The sequence below is a fragment of the Stutzerimonas sp. FeSN7 genome, from assembly GCF_030263795.1.
Taxonomy (GTDB): Bacteria; Pseudomonadota; Gammaproteobacteria; order Pseudomonadales; family Pseudomonadaceae; genus Stutzerimonas; species Stutzerimonas stutzeri.
In genome coordinates, this window is the sequence record NZ_JARPMN010000001.1 from 3,334,888 (window position 1) to 3,351,988 (window position 17,101).

Annotated in this window: 18 protein-coding genes; 3 read left to right on the forward strand and 15 right to left on the reverse strand. The window is 66.1% G+C overall.

Annotation, left to right across the window (positions count from 1 at the left end; genetic code table 11):
- Positions 1 to 20 precede the first annotated feature (20 nt).
- From P5703_RS15810 to P5703_RS15820, 3 genes are all read right to left on the reverse strand, one after another.
- Positions 21 to 239 (reverse strand): AlpA family transcriptional regulator, encoded by a 219-nt coding sequence (locus tag P5703_RS15810; protein WP_016446183.1) that lies wholly within the window; start codon positions 237 to 239, stop codon positions 21 to 23.
- Positions 240 to 357: 118 nt separating this feature from the next.
- On the reverse strand, positions 358 to 1,119 hold the full coding sequence (locus P5703_RS15815; protein ID WP_280059660.1) for an ATP-binding protein: 762 nt from the start codon (positions 1,117 to 1,119) through the stop codon (positions 358 to 360).
- A gap of 531 nt (positions 1,120 to 1,650) precedes the next feature.
- Positions 1,651 to 2,562 carry a LysR family transcriptional regulator gene (locus P5703_RS15820; RefSeq protein WP_280059661.1) on the reverse strand — a complete coding sequence of 304 codons (912 nt, stop codon included), beginning with the start codon at positions 2,560 to 2,562 and terminating at the stop codon, positions 1,651 to 1,653.
- Between the two features lie 233 nt (positions 2,563 to 2,795).
- On the opposite strand from P5703_RS15820, the gene P5703_RS15825 reads away from it, so the two are divergent.
- Positions 2,796 to 3,074: an ExbD/TolR family protein gene (locus tag P5703_RS15825; protein ID WP_025297715.1), complete on the forward strand. Its 279-nt coding sequence runs from the start codon at positions 2,796 to 2,798 to the stop codon at positions 3,072 to 3,074.
- A gap of 397 nt (positions 3,075 to 3,471) precedes the next feature.
- Positions 3,472 to 4,380, forward strand: a complete 909-nt coding sequence (locus P5703_RS15830; RefSeq protein ID WP_280059663.1) for a LysR family transcriptional regulator — start codon at positions 3,472 to 3,474, stop codon at positions 4,378 to 4,380.
- A 470-nt stretch (positions 4,381 to 4,850) separates the two neighbouring features.
- Here the strand turns inward: P5703_RS15830 and pcaC are convergent, their stop codons facing one another.
- The 12 genes from pcaC to pcaQ all read right to left on the reverse strand — a co-directional run bounded on the left by pcaC (position 4,851) and on the right by pcaQ (position 16,056).
- The gene (pcaC, locus tag P5703_RS15835; RefSeq protein WP_011912440.1) at positions 4,851 to 5,249 is read right to left on the reverse strand and encodes a 4-carboxymuconolactone decarboxylase; all 399 of its coding nucleotides are present in this window, start codon (positions 5,247 to 5,249) and stop codon (positions 4,851 to 4,853) included.
- 95 nt (positions 5,250 to 5,344) lie between these two features.
- On the reverse strand, positions 5,345 to 6,133 hold the full coding sequence (pcaD, locus tag P5703_RS15840) for a 3-oxoadipate enol-lactonase (RefSeq protein WP_011912439.1): 789 nt from the start codon (positions 6,131 to 6,133) through the stop codon (positions 5,345 to 5,347).
- Positions 6,134 to 6,141: 8 nt separating this feature from the next.
- Positions 6,142 to 7,503, reverse strand: a complete 1,362-nt coding sequence (locus P5703_RS15845) for a 3-carboxy-cis,cis-muconate cycloisomerase (protein ID WP_011912438.1) — start codon at positions 7,501 to 7,503, stop codon at positions 6,142 to 6,144.
- A 222-nt stretch (positions 7,504 to 7,725) separates the two neighbouring features.
- On the reverse strand, positions 7,726 to 8,931 hold the full coding sequence (pcaF, locus tag P5703_RS15850) for a 3-oxoadipyl-CoA thiolase (RefSeq protein WP_279641651.1): 1,206 nt from the start codon (positions 8,929 to 8,931) through the stop codon (positions 7,726 to 7,728).
- On the reverse strand, positions 8,928 to 9,710 hold the full coding sequence (locus P5703_RS15855) for a CoA-transferase subunit beta (RefSeq protein ID WP_011912436.1): 783 nt from the start codon (positions 9,708 to 9,710) through the stop codon (positions 8,928 to 8,930). The genes pcaF and P5703_RS15855 overlap by 4 nt, the downstream gene beginning before the upstream one ends.
- Positions 9,710 to 10,567, reverse strand: a complete 858-nt coding sequence (locus P5703_RS15860) for a CoA transferase subunit A (RefSeq protein ID WP_020308029.1) — start codon at positions 10,565 to 10,567, stop codon at positions 9,710 to 9,712. Before P5703_RS15860 ends, P5703_RS15855 begins: the two co-directional genes overlap by 1 nt.
- A gap of 191 nt (positions 10,568 to 10,758) precedes the next feature.
- Positions 10,759 to 11,601, reverse strand: coding sequence for an IclR family transcriptional regulator domain-containing protein (locus P5703_RS15865; RefSeq protein ID WP_019406450.1), 843 nt, complete (start codon positions 11,599 to 11,601; stop codon positions 10,759 to 10,761).
- 68 nt (positions 11,602 to 11,669) lie between these two features.
- Positions 11,670 to 12,599 carry an AEC family transporter gene (locus P5703_RS15870; RefSeq protein ID WP_111482071.1) on the reverse strand — a complete coding sequence of 310 codons (930 nt, stop codon included), beginning with the start codon at positions 12,597 to 12,599 and terminating at the stop codon, positions 11,670 to 11,672.
- A 10-nt stretch (positions 12,600 to 12,609) separates the two neighbouring features.
- Positions 12,610 to 13,704, reverse strand: a complete 1,095-nt coding sequence (gene zapE / locus P5703_RS15875; protein WP_111482070.1) for a cell division protein ZapE — start codon at positions 13,702 to 13,704, stop codon at positions 12,610 to 12,612.
- Positions 13,694 to 14,299, reverse strand: coding sequence for a protocatechuate 3,4-dioxygenase subunit alpha (gene pcaG / locus P5703_RS15880; RefSeq protein WP_011912431.1), 606 nt, complete (start codon positions 14,297 to 14,299; stop codon positions 13,694 to 13,696). Before pcaG ends, zapE begins: the two co-directional genes overlap by 11 nt.
- Before the next feature lie 12 nt (positions 14,300 to 14,311).
- The gene (gene pcaH, locus P5703_RS15885; RefSeq protein ID WP_011912430.1) at positions 14,312 to 15,031 is read right to left on the reverse strand and encodes a protocatechuate 3,4-dioxygenase subunit beta; all 720 of its coding nucleotides are present in this window, start codon (positions 15,029 to 15,031) and stop codon (positions 14,312 to 14,314) included.
- Positions 15,032 to 15,141: 110 nt separating this feature from the next.
- A complete protein-coding gene (gene pcaQ / locus P5703_RS15890) occupies positions 15,142 to 16,056 on the reverse strand; it encodes a pca operon transcription factor PcaQ (protein WP_111482069.1) in 915 nt (304 codons plus the stop codon).
- A 136-nt stretch (positions 16,057 to 16,192) separates the two neighbouring features.
- Between pcaQ and P5703_RS15895 the strand changes: the two genes are divergently transcribed.
- A complete protein-coding gene (locus tag P5703_RS15895; protein ID WP_111482068.1) occupies positions 16,193 to 17,008 on the forward strand; it encodes a DUF1206 domain-containing protein in 816 nt (271 codons plus the stop codon).
- The last annotated feature ends 93 nt before the right edge of the window (positions 17,009 to 17,101 follow it).

A 17,101-nucleotide genomic window follows, 5' to 3' on the forward strand; every position in this document is an offset into this window, starting at 1 on the left:
GCATGAACCGAGAAGAAGCGTCAGGCGCGTTCTTTGAGGCGATCGGCGATCCACTGTTCGATCTCCACCGAGTCCCAGCCCACCGCGCGCACGCCCAAGCGCAGCGCCTTGGGGAACTTGCCTTCCTTCATCAGGCTGTAGATGTGCGCGCGCTTGAAGCCGGTCTTGGCTTCGACCTCGGCGCGGCGCAGGATGCGGTGCTCGGTCGGTGCCGCCGTGGCGGTGGTCTGCGAAGACATGAGGGTCACTCCTTAACGCTCAGTGGCGCTGATTGGCGTGACTCGCATTAAGAACGCCGCGCTGAGGAAAGACACCGCAAATGCGGCATCCGCGACCGCAGATACGGTCTGGCATCGCTCAGGAAGTTGTGCTCTGCAGATTGCGCCGAGCCAGTGCGAACTTGGCCTGCAGGGTGCGCTCGGTGATGCCCATCGCGTTGCCGTGGTGCGCCACCATCGCGCTGATGATGGCTTCCTGCGTCAGGAAGCTGGAATACGGCATGCCGCTGGGAGACTTGCCCAGCAGCAGCGTCAGTAACCCACCAACGATGTTCAGGTAGGTCGATTCGCTACGTGGCCCAGGTGTGTTCGCACGCTCCGCGTCGGCTGTGTAGTCGGCGTGCGTTTTCAGCAGCGCCTCGTGCTCGGCGCGCAGCGTCTCGTGCACGCCCAAGTGTTCCGCCAGCCGCGCCTTGATCGCTTCCCGCTCGGCCAGCAATGCGCCCACTGTGTCCAGGCTGATCGCCGGGTGAAGTGCACGCTCGATCTCATCGAACAGAAACGCCGGTTTCTCGCCGGGGTAGTAGTGCGCCATCCAGGCTTTCAGATCAACGTGCCGCACCGTCAGCGACGGGTCGTCCATTGCCAGGCCCTGCGTGTCCCGCACTAAGCCCTCCTTGCCATACGGCATCTCGCCGTGAGCCAGCGCATCGAAGATTCTTTCGGCGTTCAACCGCAGCATCGGCCAGCGCGGAAACTCCGTTGCCTCCGGCAGAGGCCGCTGTCCCAAGATCGCCAGGATGCGCCGCTCGAAGCGCAGCAATCCGCTCCAGCGGATTGCCGCCTCGATCGGGCGGTAGTAGGTCTTGGCGCCATCGGCCAGGCTGCTCGACTTCGGCATATCGCGCGCCTCCATTCGTCATCGCACCGAGTCCAAGCACGCGCACCCGCCGTACAGGCGGCGTGCGTGGCTGTCCAGGAATCTCCGGGCGAAACGAGCAGGTGGCGAAGCGGCGAAGACCGTGGCATCGGTGATACCGCCGGTTCCGATGCGAGATGTGCGCCTTGCCGCGCAGGGCGCCATCACTCACAATTCGCAAGCCGCGAAACATGCTGTCACCAGCGTCATTCGCGGGCGCCATGCTTGACCCGGATAACCAGGCCAAAGTCTTTGCAGGGAAAAAGGCCCAGTAAAGCGCGATCAGCTCAACACGCCAGAGCCGATGCGCATACGGCAAGCACTGTTGCGCCGCGCGTCTTCGCTGTGACGCGTCACGATGGGCATGCGAGTTTCATCGCAGGATGCCAACTGCAAGCGCGAGCAACGCCTGAGTGCAGCGCGCCCGTGCACCGCTGCAATGGAATCCTGCTGTGGCAAAACAGGTCTGGCGCTTTGACCAAAATGGAATCGGTCAACCTGCCTGAGGCAGCCTCATGCGAGCCGTTGCGCATCCAACGGCATATGGCCGACACGCTGCGCACGGTCGATGAAGTGGCGCAGCGGCTCCGACATCGCGCCCTCGGCATGTAGCAGGTAGGTCGTCAACGCCGCCGAGTCTTCATCCAGCGGCCGGACGATCACGTCCGCCTGCCGGCATGCCACCACGTGCGCCTCGGTGGAAAATCCCACGCCATAGCCGGCCGCCACCAGGGCCAGCATCAGCGAGTGGGTTGTCACGTACTCGGCCACGACCGACGGTGTCTCCACCAGGCGTAGCAGGCGCTCGCATTGCCGGCTGCACTCCGCACACACCTGCGGGTGGCACAGCACCAGCGGGTAGCCCACCACCTCTTCCAGCGGCACCCGCTTGTGCGCCAGCAAGGGGTGCCGCGCGGGTATGGCCACCACCAGCGGGTCTTGCCACACCGGCATGGCGACCACCCCGGCCTCCATCTCGCCGGCCATCGCAAAGGCCGCGTCGTACAGGTCGTTGCCCAGCCCGCCCACCACCTGCGACAGCGGCGCCTCGAACAGCCGGATGCCCACTTCCGGCGCCTCCTCCCGGCACAGCGCGAGCAGCGCCGACAGCCGGGTCCGCCCGACGCCGCCGGCCAAGGCGATGCGCAGGGTGCCCCGGTGTCCCGCCGCCACCGCCCGCGCCTTGGTCTGGGCTTGCTCAAGGGTCAGCAGCACGCGCCGGGCCTCCTCCAGGAACACCTGCCCGGCCGGGGTCAGGCGCACCCCGCGCGGCGTGCGCTCCAGCAGCGTCACGCCCAAGTCCGCCTCCAGTTGGCGGATCGTTCGCGACAGGGGTGACTGCTCCACATGCAGCCTTCGCGCCGCCCGGCCGAAGTGCAACTCCTCGGCCACGGCGATGAAACAGCGAAGATGGCGTAAGTTCATGTACTTCCCCCCCAGAAAGTGGAGTCCATTCCTCTGGCCGTAGGGAACCGCATGAGTGCTTCCCGGTGGCGATGCCGGTCACAGAGGCTTTCCAGTTGCCGCCATCCGGCCTTCAGTCGCTGGCGAGGCTGCGAGTGTCCAGGCAAGGCCGGGTTATTCCATCGGTGTTGCCATATCACACAAAACCACGGACAATCAATAATAGTTCTTATTAGCATCTGTGTCTGAATGGAGTGAAGCCGATCAAGCCCGACGTGGCGAACCTGTCCGTCACTACCCACGGCAGCGTGTTCTGGAACGACGAACGCATGGGCGACGAGCAGCTCGCGCAGCGGCTGCAGGCCTCCGCGCCGCGTCAACCGCAGCCCGAGGACTTCATCCGCGGCGACCGCCTGGTGGATCTACGAGCGCGTCGCCCAGGGGATGGCGGCTACGCAGAAGTCCGGGGTGTTGGAGCTGGGTTCGTGACCGACCAGGCCACGACCGGGGTGAGCCGAAAGACACCCCCATGAAACTGCATCGGCACGCCCGCCCTGACGCCGGCGTGTCGTCGTCGGCTGCACCGATCGCGAACTCCGACACGCGTGAGCGCCTGCGCGCGGTGCTCGGCACACCGGCTGATTTACCAGCCTTGCGGACGCAGCATCGTCTTCGCGGCCCTGGTTCGCAGGAACGCCTGCGTCATATTGCTTGGCCGCCCGCCCTGGCATGGCAGCCGCAAACACTGGCCATCAGCATTCAGTGTCCGGCTGTGTGCGCCGGCCAGCTCCGCGCGTGTCGGCGACGGGCCTGGTCCCGACAGGCATGAGTGCTTCGACGCGATGCAATCGAAGGAGGTGCTGACGGGATGCGGATGTAGATGCTGGCGCCCGAGATGCCGAACCAGAAGAAGACAAACAGGAGGTGGCCTTGGATTTCAGATTGCTGCGTTACTTCGTCGCAGTTGCGGAAGAACTGCATCTGGCCCGTGCAGCCGAGCGTCTGGGCATCGAGCAGTCGCCTGTGTCGCGTGCGATGCGCGACCTGGAAAGCCAGCTTGGCGTGCAGTTGTTCGACCGCAGCACACGCCTGACGCGGCTGACCTGGGCCGGCCAGGTGTTCCTCGGCGAATGCCGGCGCGTGATGGCCACCGTGGAGCAGGCAGTCAAGAGCGCCAAGGCGGCGGCACAGGGCTACCAGGGCCATCTGCGCATCGCCATCTGCGACAGCCTGGCGCAGCCCCGCATCGCCACCCTGCTGGCACGCAGCCGTGAGGAGGAGCCCGAGCTGGAGATTCGCGTCTTCGAGCTGCCGTTCGCGCAGCAGCTCAAGATGCTGCACGACGATCTGCTGGACATCGGCTTTGCGTTGTCAAACGCGGTGCATGATGGCCTCGTCGCCGAGCCGGTGTGGACCGACCCGCTGTCGGTGATCGTGCCCGCACGCCATCCCTTGCTGGCACACGTGCAGGTGCCGCTGCCCGAAGCCTTGAAGTTTCCGCTGGTTCTGTGCCACCCCGAGGCGGGCTCCGGTTGCCGCCACCAGATTCAGGCGGTGCTGCAGGACACGAACATGCCGCTCAAGCTGGTGGACGAAGTGACCAGCCTGGGCGTGATGCTGACCCTGGTCGGCGCCGGCTACGGCATCGGCTTCGCCATCGCCTCGCAGGTGCAGACGCTACAGCGCCCGGACATCTCCATTCGTCCCCTGGCCGGCATCCCACCGATGCTCTCCACCTACCTGCTGCGCCGCCGGGGCGAACCCTCGGAGCCCATGAGGCGGTTCATCGAGCGGGTGAAAGACGGGGCCGCGCCGGTCGATGAAGAGCCAGTCCTTTGAGGACGGCAGCTCGCCTGTCCGTCGCGACCTGTGGCGTGGTGTGCCAGTAGACAGATAGACTTCCGAATGAAATCCGATGCTCTGGCTGTTGATGGATGTGCTTGGCTCGCTTTGGATCACCCGCAACGGCCTGCGTTGACCAGGCCGAAGACTTGAGTCCACAATCGAGTCCATTCCGTGACGCCTGGATCGGAAAAAACGTTCGTAATAAACGAGTTAGCGACCGGGTGCTGTTCCCTTCGCCCGCTCCAGACACCTATCGTTAAAGCCCTGTTTTTACAGGGCTTTTTCGTTTCTGGCTTTTGCTTCTGAGCTATCCACCGCCAGGCCCTACGCCGCCGCCACCGGCATGGCCGCATTACGTTGCCGGGGTATGTGGCATCCCGCGCTAGGACGCCAGGCAAAACGCCCCGGCCACCGGTAAGGCGGTACGGGGCGTGGGTGGGGCGAGAACGGCTGGCGCAGTGGGTTCAGGACTCGCCGAGCGATTCGACGCCCAGCTCGGCGTAGACTTCCTCGGCCAAGTGGAAGCTGGCGTTGGCCGCCGGGATGCCGCAGTAGATGGCACTCTGCAGCAGCACTTCCTTGATCTCCTCACGGGTGACGCCGTTATTGCGCGCGGCGCGCAGGTGCAGCTTCAGCTCGCCCTCGCGGTTCATGCCGATCAGCATGGCAATGGTGATCAGGCTGCGGGTGTGGCGTGGCAGGCCGGGCCGGGTCCAGATATCACCCCAGGCATGGCGGGTGATCATCTCCTGGAACTCGGCGTTGAACTCGCTGATGTTGCTCAGGCTGCGGTCGACATGGGCATCGCCGAGCACCGCGCGCCGCACCTGCATGCCGGCTTCGTAGCGTTGTTTCTCGTCCATTGTGGGGCGTCTCCTGTCAGGGCGAGCCGGCGACTGAGGCCGGTCCGCCGAGATAAGCAGTGTTTAGAGGTTGCGGTGGACTGAACGACCAGCGCTCAGCCTCGAAGAAAATCCAGCACGGCCCGGGTGAAGACCTCGCCCGCCTCAACGTTGGACAGGTGCGCCGCGTCGAAATCCACCCGCTTGGCGCCGGCGATGCGCTGCTCCATGAACTGGCCATGCTCGACCGTCGTGACCGGGTCCTGTGTGCCGCAGACCACCAGGGTCGGCGCCTTGATCGCACCCAGCTGCTCGCGAAAATCGGCATCGCGCACCGCCGCGCAGTTGGCCGCGTAGCCATCCGGCGCGGTGCTGGCGATCATCTCGGTGATACGCGCCGCCACCGCCGGGTTGGCCTGGGCGAAGGCCGACGTGAACCAGCGCGCGATGGAGGCATCGCGCATGTCGCGCATGGCCTGCTCACGGCCGGTCAGCACGCCCTCGATGCGCGCGTTCCAGACCTCGTCGGTACCGATTTTCGCCCCGGTATTGCACAGCACCAGGCGCTCGAGGCGGTCCGCGGCATGGATACCCAGCCACTGGCCGATCAGTCCGCCCATGGACAGCCCGCAGAAGGAGAAGCGCTCGATGCCGAATGCAGCGAGCATACCGAGCACGTCATGGCCCAGCTGCTCGATGCTGTATGGCCCCGGCGTGAAGCCCGAAGCGCCATGGCCGCGGGTGTCGTAGCGCAGCACGCGGAAATGCTCGGCGAAGGCCGGAATCTGCGCGTCCCACATGTGCAGGTCGGTGCCCAGGGAATTGGAGAGCACCAGCACAGGCGCGCTCTCCGGGCCGTCGAATCGGTAGTTCAGGCTGACATCGGCCAGTTGTACGCTCGGCATCGTCGTTCTCACTCGTTCAGGGCATGGTGTTCGGCCACGGCGCGCTCGACCCAGCGGCGCGCCTGGCCCAGATAGTTGGCCGGATCGAGCAGGCGATCCAGTTCGGCATCGTTGAATCGGCTGCTGACCTCGGGACTGTCGCGCAGCACACCGCGCAGGTGGCGGCCCTCGGCCACCGCCTGCTTGCAGCACTGCTCGACCAGTTCGTGGGCTTTCTCGCGACCGACGAGCTGCGCCAGAGCGATGCTTACCGCCTCAGCCAGCACCAGCCCGCGGGTCAACTCCAGGTTGCCGCGTAGCCGTTCGCCATCCACCTCCAGCGCCGGTACGGCAATCAGCGCCTGGCTCAGGGCGCCGGAAACCAGGCAACAGAGTTCCGGCAAGGTTTCCCATTCGGCGAGCCAGAGACCGAGGCTGCGCTCGTGTTCCTGCGGCAGCGCCGACAGCATGGTAGCCACCAGCCCCGGCGCCCGGGTGGCGGCGGCGATCATCACCGCGCAGCCGACCGGGTTGCGCTTGTGCGGCATGGTCGAGGAACCGCCCTTGCCCGGCGCGGCGGGTTCGAAGACCTCGCCGACGTCGGTCTGCATCAGCAGGGCCAGGTCGCGGCCGAGCTTGCCCAGGCTGCCGGCGATCAAGCCAAGCAGGCTGGCGAACTCCACCAGGCGATCGCGCTGGGTATGCCAGGGCTGGTCGGGCAGGTTGAGCCCGAGTTCACCGGCCAATGCCTCGGAAACCGGCCAGGCCTGCTCGCCGAGCGCAGCCAGCGAGCCGGAAGCACCACCGAACTGGAGGCACAGGAGCCGCGGTCTGAGTTCGGCGAGCCGCTGGCGATGACGGGTCACGGCGCCGAGCCAGCCGGCGATCTTCATGCCGAGGGTTACCGGGGTTGCATGCTGCAGCCAGGTGCGCCCGGCCATCGGGGTCTCGGCATGGCGCGCGGCCTGGTCGGCCAGCGCGTCGCCGAGACGGCGCAGGTCCGTCTCGAGCAGCGCGAGGGCCTGCCGCAGCTGCAGGACCAGCCCGCTGTCCATGGCATCCTGGCTGGTGGCGCCCAGGTGCACGTATTTCTCGGCATCCGGGTCGTTGGCCGCGACTTGCCGGCCGAGCGCCTTGACCAGCGGAATCGCCGAATTGCCGGCCGTGGCGACCGCCTCGGCCAGTGCGCACAGGTCGTAGTGCTCGGCATGGCAGGCCGCCTCGATGGCGTCGACCGCGGTGGCGGGGATCACCCCGGTCCGCGCTTCGGCCCGGGCCAGCGCCGCCTCGAAATCCAGCATGCCCTGCACACGGCCGCGGTCGGAAAACACCTCACGCATCGGGGCGCTGGTGAAATAGACATCGAAGAGTTGGTTGCTTGGCCGGTCCAAAACCCGATTCCTTGTTATTCGATCGACGGATCAGTGTGGTCCAAATGCCCGCCCGCGCCCACCGCTGGATAAACATATCCGGGCACCGGTGTGAACGTCGCTCGGCGAGGATGCGGCGGTTGGTGGGCTGCAGCCCAGCCTGCCGGATTGCCGCCTGCATGTCGCAGGGCGACTTCAGCCCATCCACCCTCGCCCATTCACAGGCCAAGCTACCGCGGCCTGTCAGACCCGCTCCACCACCAGTGCCACCCCCTGGCCGACCCCGACGCACATGGTCGCCAGGCCCAACTTGCCGCCGGATTTCTCCAGTTGATGGACCGTTGTCAGTACCAACCGCGCGCCGCTCATCCCCAGCGGATGGCCGAGGGCGATGGCGCCACCGTTGGGGTTCACACGGGCATCGTCATCCGCCAACCCGAGATCACGCATGACGGCCAGGCCCTGAGCGGCGAAAGCCTCGTTGAGTTCGATGACGTCGAAATCGCTGACGGCCAGCTTCAGCCGCTCGCACAACTTCTTCACTGCCGGCACCGGGCCATAACCCATGATGCGCGGGGCGACGCCGGCACTGGCCATGCCGAGCACCCGGGCGCGCGGCTTGAGGCCGTACTTCTGCACCGCCTCGGCGCTGGCGAGAATCATCGCCGCCGCGCCGTCATTGACGCCCGAGGCGTTGCCGGCGGTGACCGTCTTGCCTTCGCCATTGACCGGCTTGAGCCTGGCCAGCACCTCGGCCGTGGTATCGGCACGCGGGTGCTCATCGGTATCGACCACCGTGTCGCCCTTCCTGCCCTTGATCACCACCGGGACGATCTCTTCGGCAAAGAAACCGGCTTGCTGCGCGGCAGCGGTGCGCTGCTGGCTGCGCAGGGCAAAGGCGTCCTGATCCTCGCGGCTGATGTCCCACTCGTCGCCGACGTTGTCGGCGGTCTGCGGCATGGCATCCACGCCATACATGTCCTTCATCTTCGGGTTGATAAAGCGCCAGCCGATGGTCGTGTCTTCGATCTTCTGGCTGCGGCCGAATGCGCTGTCGGCCTTGCCCATCACATAGGGGGCGCGGGACATGGACTCGACGCCGCCGGCGATGGCCAGCTCCAGTTCGCCGCAGGCGATGGCGCGGAAAGCGGTGCCCACCGCGTCCATACCCGAGGCGCAGAGACGGTTGAGCGTCACGCCCGGAACCGTCTTCGGCAGCCCGGCAAGCAGCGCGGCCATGCGTGCGACATTGCGGTTGTCCTCGCCGGCCTGGTTGGCGCTACCCATGAAGACTTCATCGACCGCCGCCGGGTCGAGACCGGGGTTGCGTTCGAGCAACGCCCTGAGCGGAATCGCTGCCAGATCGTCGGCTCGCACGCCCGCCAGCACACCGCCGAAGCGGCCGATGGGCGTTCTTACGGCATCGCAGATGAATACGTCGCGGCTCATTCCTCACCTCCTGGCTGACCGTGGGCGGCGGCGGTGCGGGCCTCCAGCGCGCGCAGCGCCTGAAGCTCCTCGGCACGCGGCGCCTCGGTGGTTGTTACCTGCTCGGCGAAACGGATCGCCCAGCCGGTGTTCTCGACGACCTGCTCGCGCGTCACGCCCGGGTGCAGCGCGGTGACGACGAACTCGTGGGTGCCGACCTCCGGCTCCATGATGCACAGGTCAGTGATGATCGCCACCGGGCCCTTGCCAGGCAGCCCCAGTTGCTTGCGGTGCTCGCCGCCCTCGCCGAAGCCGACGGAGGTGATGAAGGCCAGCTTGTCGACGAAGGTGCGATGCGACTGCTTGAGGATGATCAGCACCTCCTTGGCGCTGCCGGCGATCTCCGGCGCCCCGCCGGCGCCGGGCAGGCGTACCTTGGGCTTGTGGTAATCACCGATCACCGTGGTGTTGATGTTGCCGTACTTGTCCACCTGTGCCGCGCCGAGAAAGCCCACATCGATGCGCCCTCCCTGCAGCCAGTAGCGGAAGATCTCGCCGGTGGGCACCACAGTGTCTGCGGTCTCGGCCAGTTCGCCGTCGCCGATGGACAGCGGCAGCACGGACGGCTTGGCACCGATCGGGCCGGATTCGTAGATCAGCACGACTTCAGGTGCATGGGTCAGGCGCGCCAGGTTGGCGGCCTTCGATGGCAGGCCGATGCCGACGAAACAGACGCTGCCGTTACCGAGGCGGCGGGCGGCGGCCACGGTCATCATTTCATTGGTGCTGTAGGCGCTCATCAGTTGGCCTCCTGCTGCTGGGCCAGCTTGCGTTGGAATTCGGCGAAGTCTTCGGTACCACGGATGTAGGTGTCGACCCAGGCGCTGAACGCCTCGCGGTCGCGGGCGATCGGGTCCCAGGCCTGATAGAAGCGGTTGTCGCGCTCGTAGTAGCCATGGGCATAGGACGGATGCGCACCGCCCGGGACGAGGCAGACCGCAGTCAGCGCCCAGGTGGGCAGCACACAGGCGTTCATCGGCGCATTGAGGTCGTCGACGATTTCCTCGACGGTCACGATGCAGCGTTTGGCGGCCAAGGCGGCCTCCTTCTGCACGCCAAGGATGCCCTGGATCAGCACGTTGCCCTTGCGGTCGGCCTTCTGCGCGTGGATCACGGTGACATCCGGGCGTACCGAAGGCACTGCAGCCAGCACCTCGCCAGTGAACGGGCAGGTAACCGATTTGATCAGCGGGTTGACCTTGGGCAGGTCGGAGCCGGCGTAGGCCCGCAGCACAGCGAATGGCAGGCCGGAAGCACCGGCGACGTAAGCGTTGGCGAGATCCGCGTGACTGTGCTCCTCGATCTCCAGCGGCTGCGGCCAGCCCTTCTCCACCGCGTCGCGCAGGCGGTGCAGCGAGCCGACCCCGGGGTTGCCGCCCCAGGAGAAGACCAGCTTCCTCGCGCAGCCGGCGCCGATCAACAGGTCGTAGACCAGGTCCGGGGTCATGCGTACCAGGGTCAGGTCCTTGCGGCCCTGACGCACGATCTCGTGGGCCGCGGCGGTGGGAATAAGGTGGGTAAAGCCTTCCAGGGCAACCGTGTCACCGTCCTGGATAAAGCGCTCGACGGCTTCGCGGAGCGTAAGGAGTTCAGCCATGAGTCGAATCTCGTGTTGTTTTCGGTACGCTGATTGCGTTGCGAAAACGGTAACGGTCCAACTCCCGGGCCACAATCCGATAATCGACATAGCGTTCGATTATCGAACGGATTAGCGTGCCATCCCCCGTTTTTATCTGCAACGTCCGCCTGGCCCCCGTCCCCGGCATCTCGACTAGGCGGACCGTATCATCAGTGGAACAGCCGCGTGCTCAGTTCGCGACTGGCTTCCAGCAACACCGGCAGGAAGCGCGTTTCCAGTTCCTGGCGCGAAACGCGGCCGGCATGGGTGCCGACGTTGAGTGCCGCCAGCACCTGCCCGGCGGAATCCTTCAGCGGCACCGCCAGCGAGCGCAGGCCCACTTCCAGCTCCTGATCGATGATGACCCAGCCCTGGTGGCGAATCTCGGCGATGTTCTGCCGCAGGGCCTCGGCCGTATGCAGGGTACGGCTGGTCTTGACCTGCAAGTCGGCGCGTTCGAGGTATTCGTCGAGGGCTGCATCGTCCAGCGCGGCCAGCAGGATACGGCCCATGGACGTGCAGTACGCCGGCAGCCGGCTGCCCACCGACAGATCCACCGAGATCAGCCGCTGCGGCGTGGCGGAACGGGCGACGTAGAGCACCTCGTCACCCTCCAGCGTGGCCATCGAACAGGCCTCGTGCAGCTGTTCACTGAGGCGGTCGAGGATCGGCTGCGCGGTCATCGCCAGCGGTGTGGAGGACAGGTAGGCGTGCCCCAGCGTCAACACCTTGGGCAGCAGCGAATAGGTGCGCCCGTCGGTGGTGACGTAACCGAGCTTCATCAGCGTATGCAGGCAGCGCCGCACGGCGGCGCGGGGGATTTCGGTGCGGTGGCTGATCTGCGCGATGGTCAGGTGACGCTTGCGCTCCTGGAACGCATGGATCACCGCCAGGCCACGGGCCAGCGACGTCATGAAGTTGGGATCGCCGGTCAGTGCCTCGATGCGCTTGGCAGGCGAAGCGACGATGGGCGGTGCCATCGGTGGTTGGTGAACGCGCGATTCGTCGGTCATGGCGGAAACCCCGGACAGCTGATATAGGGCGATTATCGACACGGTGACCGATAATCGCCAATGCGGCTTTAGTGCAGCAGCCAGAGAAACAGGCTGATCGACAGGAAGGACAGCACCGTCGCGCTGACCACGGCGGCCGCGCAGCGTCCTTCCAGGCCGTAGCGTGCGCCAAGGATCGGATAGATGCTCATCATCGGCGCCGCCGCCATGAGGATGCCGGCCAGGCGTAGCTCCGGATCGTTCACCGGAAACAGCAGGAAGCATCCCATCACCAGCAGCGGATGCAGCAGCAACTTGCCCACTGTCAGCTGCGCCATGTCCGTATATAGTGCGCCGACCCGCAGGCCGTTGAGGCTGGCGCCGATGACGAACAGCGCCACCGGTGAGGAGGCCAGCGCCAGCATGTCGATGACCCGCATCATGACGGCCGGCGGGCGCAGCCCGAGCACCGCCAGCGTCAATCCCAGCGTGATCGCGATCAGCACCGGGTGGCGTACCAGGCTTTTCAGCGTGCCGCTCAGTGCTCGCCAGACGCCCGCGTCCGATTGCCGTCCGAGTTCGGCCAGCGTCAGCGCCAGCGGAATCATCAGCAGGTTCTCGATCATCATGCCCAGCGCGAGCGCCACCGCGGCCGGCGAGCCGACCACCATCACCACGATCGGATAGCCGACGAACCCGCTGTTGGAAACCGAACTGCCGAGTCCCGCTAACGCGCTGCCGCTCAGGCTGTCGCCCCGCACGCGGCGTGAGATGCCGTAGCCCAGGGCGAATGACGCCAGCGAGCCCAGGCCATAGGCGCACAGGTAGTTCCAGTTCAGCACCTGCTCCAGCGGCTGGTCGATCAGCGCCTTGATCACCAGCGCCGGCAGCGCGAAGGTGATGACGAAGCGCCCCATGCCCGCCGACTGCTCGCGGCTGATCAGCTCGCTGCGACAGGCGAGAAAGCCGATACCAACGAGGATGAAGATGGGCGCGGTAATCCCGAGGATCGCGAGCATGGAAGTCTCGTCAGGCGGTCAGGGCATTGCCCGGCGGCAGCAAGCGCAACTGCTGCAACCGGCTGCGGGTGCGGGAGAAATCCACGTGGGCGCTTTCGCTCAGCAGCGCCGACAACGGCATGTCGCTCACCAGCAGCAGCCGGTTGCCGTGGTCGTAGAGAATGTCCACCAGGTTGAGAAAGCGCTGTTGCACGTCGATGCCCTGCCCGTCGAGCGGAGGCACCCCGGACAACGCCAGCGCATGGAACTCTTCGGCCAGCCAGAGGAAGTCGGCGCTGGCGCGTGGTTCGCGGCACAGCGTGTCGAAATGCATCCAGCCGCGCTCCGCCTCGCGGGCCAGCAGCGGCAGCGGACGACGGTTCACCTCCAGCATCAGATCGTGCTCGGCAGCCTCGCCCAGGGGCAGCAGCGCGGCGACCCGGGCGCCCTGCTCCGACTCCGGCGCGACCGCGTAATCTCCCCACCGGTAGTCGCCGCGCAGGCGGTAATCCTCACCGCCATCGAGTTGCAGCACCTGGAAGCGCCGCTCGAGCAGCGCGATGGCCGGCTTGAACCGGTCGCGATACAGCGGATTGGGGCACAGCCCGGCCGGTGGATAGTTGGACGTGCACACCAGCCCGACACCGGCCTGCACCAGGTGCTGCAGCAGCCGACCGAGCAGCATGGCGTCGCCGATGTCATGTACATGGAATTCGTCGAAGCACAGCAGCCGGCTCTGCCCGGCGATCTCGGCGGCGATCAGTTGCAGCGGATCGGGCTGGCCGGTGATCTCCTGCAGGCGCAGCTGCACCTCGTGGAGAAAGGCATGGAAATGCACGCGGCGCTTGCTCGTCACCGGGGCTGCGGCAAAGAAGGCGTCCATGACGAAGCTCTTGCCGCGGCCGACGCCGCCCCACAGGTAGACGCCGGAGGACGGCGCGCGCAACCAGCTGCTGCGGCCACGCAGCCAGCGCTCGAGCCAGCCGGCGAGCTGGTCGATCGCGCGCTGCTGTGCCGGGTCGGCACGGTAGCCACGGGCCTGCAGGGCATCGGCAAACCGTTGCTGGATATGCGGGGCAACCCGCTCGCTGGTTACGCCCGCGACGGCGCTGAGCTCAGAAGTCAAAGAAAACCGTTTCCGCCTCGCCCTGGAGATGAATGTCGAAACGATACGCCAGTTTGCCGTCGACCTCGCAGCGTCGGGCGATCAGCGTCTCGCGCCGATGGGTCCATTCGATCAGGTTCAGCACCGGATCGGCGGCATTGGCCTGCGCCTCATCATCGAAGTAGATGCGCGTGTGCAGGTGGATGTTGATCCCGCGGGCGAACAGCGACACGTTGATGTGCGGCGCCATCGGTATCCCGGCGCGGTTCTTCACCACACCCGGCTTGACCGTACGAAGGGTCCACTCGCCGGCATCGAAGGTGGTGGCGGTACGGCCGAAGCTGTTGAACGACTGCTCCGGATCGAAACGCGGCTGATACCGGCCGGTGCTGTCGGCCTGCCAGAACTCGAGAAACGAATCGCGCACCAGATGGCCGCTGCCATCGTAGACGCTGCCCAGCAGCAGAATGTGCTCACCTGACGCGTCCGGCCTGGCCATCTCGTTCCAGATTTCCTGTTCGCGGGTCGGGTTGCCGGCGGCAGCCGGCGCCAGGCCGATGTGCACATAGGGGCCGGCCGTCTGCGAGGGGGTCTCCGGCAGCAGTTCAAGGGGCATGTCAGAGCCTCCTCAGCGGTTCTCGAAATGGGTCTTGCGCTGCCCGCGCAGCACGATATCGAAGCGATAGGCCAGGCAATCCATGGGATTGGCGTTGCCCATGTCGAGCCTGGCGATCAGCGTCTGCACCGCGGCGGGGTTGGCGATGGTCTTGACGATCGGGCACAGCGGGATCAGCGGATCGCCTTCGAAATACAGCTGGGTGATCAACCGCGTGGAGATCGATGGGCCGCTGACCGAGACGTGGATGTGCGAGGGCCGCCAGTCGTTCGGCCCGTTGCGCCAGGGATACGGACCCGGCTTGATCGTGCGAAAGATGTAGGTGCCTTCGCTATCGGTCAGCGTACGACCGACACCGCCGAAGTTCGGGTCGAGCGGCGCCACGTAGCGATCGTTTTTGTGCCGGTAGCGCCCGCCGGCATTGGCCTGCCACATCTCCACCAGCGTGTTGGAAATCGGCTTGCCGTACTGGTCCATGACCCGTCCGGAGACGATGATCCGCTCGCCGATGGGCAAGCCACCATGGTTGAAGTTGAGCAGCAGATCGTTGTCATGATCGCCGAACTTCAGGTGCGAGAAATCCGGGCCGGTGGTTTCGGACAGCGATGCGGGGATGCTGATCAGCGCCTGACGTGGCGACCGGGCTACGGAGGTCCTGTAGTCGGGCGTTAGCGCCGCCGGATGCCAGGTGCGATCACGGGCGACGAACAGGCGGGTGTCCGGTTCGGACATGGCAGGCTCCTTTCTTGTCGTTGGGCACGAAGCCTTCAAGGCGGAGCCAGTGTGCGACAGCCTGCCGCAGGCCGAAATTGAAAAGAACGGGCCGATCCATAACCCAGGGGTTATGGATTGCGGTAAACCACCGCTGCTTCACGCAGCGCCTCGCAGCACCACTGCATGGCCAGGGTGGGCGGCAGCGATGGGTTGCTGCAGATGCCCACCGAGCCGCCGGGCTCCTTCAAACCCAGGTCCAGCTCCACCAGCTCTCCGCAGGCGAGGTCCTGGCGCACCGCATCCAGTGGCGCAACCCAGACGGCATCGCTGTCGAGCACGTAGCGACGGCTCAACGCGACGGACAGCGTTTCCAGGCGCCGCGGCGGCGCAGCGATGCCCAGCTGCATGAACAGGCTGTCCGCCGAGCGCCGGATGCTGGTGCCGGCCAGCGGCAGCACCACCGGATAATCGCCCAGCTGCCCGGCGCCGGCGCCTAGCAGTGCATGGTCCGGGCGCACCACCAGCGTCATGGACTCGCTATAGAGGTGCTCGAAACTGAGCCCCTCGATCTGCGGATTGTCGGTGACCCGGCCGATCACCAGGTCCAGTTCGCCGCTGCGCAGCTGGCCCAGCAGGTATGCGCCCGGCCCCGTGGCAACGCTCACCACCAGCGCCGCATGCTGGGCATGCAGCCGACGCACCACATCAGGTAGTAACGCGCTTTCCACCGTGGACAGCACGCCCAGGCGCACCATGCCGGCCTCATGCTCGCCCGCTCGCAGGCTGCGCACGCCTTCACGCAGCGCCTGCACGCTCGGCCCGGCGTAGCGCAGGAAGGCGCTGCCGGCGGCCGTCAAGCTGACGCCGGTCTTGCTGCGCTCGAACAGGCTGGTGCCAAGTAGCGCCTCGAGTTCCTTCAAGGTCTTGGAGATCGCTGGCTGGCTCACCGCGAGCGTTTCGGCGGCGCGCGCCAGACTGCCCTTCCGGGATATTTCCAGAAAGCAGAGCAGATGACGGTACTTGATTCGGTTATCGATGTTCACCGGAGCCCCCGTTGGCGGTGCCGGTCGATTGTAGCCTCAGCGGGTCACGGCGCTGTGCATCCATATCGCAGCAGGCTCGAACCGAGACGCAAAGAGGGCATCTACTGAAAGGGTGGATGGCCTACGGAGGAAAACGATGAACGTGACCCGCGGAGTGGTCTGGCTGGCGCGCAGCGGCTATGCAGCGCGTGGCCTGGTGTATGTGATCGTCGGATTCTTCGCCGTCATGGCCGCACTGGGCTCGGGAGACACCGTGGACACCCGCGGCGCCGTGCAGCAGCTGCTCGGGCAGCCCTTCGGTGCCGTGCTGCTCTGGCTGGTGGTGATCGGCCTGCTGGCCCATGTGGCTTGGCGCCTGACCCAAGGCATCGGCGATACCGACCGGCACGGCCGCGATGCCCAGGGCCTGCTGGTACGCACCGGTCTGGTCAGCAGCGGTGTGGTGAATCTGTTGCTCGCGCTGTTCACCCTGAGCCTGCTGGTGAGCGGCCTGGACCGTTTCGCCGCGGGCGGCGGCGGTTCCGGAAGCGACGGCACCGACAGCCTGATGCGGCTGCTGGGCCTGAAACATTCGCACTGGCTGATCTGGGCAATCGCGCTGATCCCGCTCGGCGTCGGCATCGCCCACCTGATCAAAGCATGGCGCGCGCATTTCGAGCGCTACTTCCAGTGCGACGAGGGCACCATGCGCCTGGTTCGGCCCGTCTCGCGTATCGGCCTGGCTGCACGTGGCTGTTCCTTTCTGATCATTGCCGGGCTGCTGTTCATGGGTGGCAGCCGTTACGAACCGACCGACCCACCCGGCCTCAAGGAAGCGCTGGAAGCGCTGCAGGGCATGCCCGCCGGTGGCGCGCTGCTGCTGGCAATCGGCGTCGGCCTGCTGGCCTTCGCCGTGTACAGCTTCGCCGAAGCGCGCTGGCGGCGGATCGATTTGTCCGAGGTGATGGATTGAGCAGATTTGGCGAAGGGCCGGGCGGGATGCATTACGCCTTGAATCGGATCGACCGTAGCGGTGGGCTGAAGCCCACCCTACGCAGGATTGGCA